At 67.8% G+C, this 245-nt stretch carries 1 pseudogene; it reads right to left on the bottom strand.

From position 1 onward, the window contains the following. Window positions 1-245, bottom strand: a pseudogene (locus tag KBI52_RS00170) (hypothetical protein); the annotation flags it as partial.

Raw genomic sequence — 245 nt, 5'->3', positions numbered from 1 at the left:
GGAATACGATCAGCACCACCCCGGCGAAGCCAAGCCAGGCGTAGCCGGCCAGCATACAGGCCGCCATGAAACGGGTCTGCCCCGTCCTGCGGACGTTCAGGAGGGCAATGTCATGCCGCAGCAGCCATAGGGTGGTGACGAGCAGCGCCAGGCCGAACAGGATGGCGCCGTTCCCGGTCATGAGGCCGTTCTGCGCCCCGGCGGCGAGCAGGCCGGTGGCGAGTAGGAACAGGGGTTCTCTGCCG

Source organism: Microvirga sp. HBU67558, assembly GCF_018069605.1.
GTDB lineage: Bacteria > Pseudomonadota > Alphaproteobacteria > Rhizobiales > Beijerinckiaceae > Microvirga > Microvirga terrae.
Note: the sequence above shows the minus strand (reverse complement) of the source record. Positions and strands in the feature narration are given on the sequence as shown.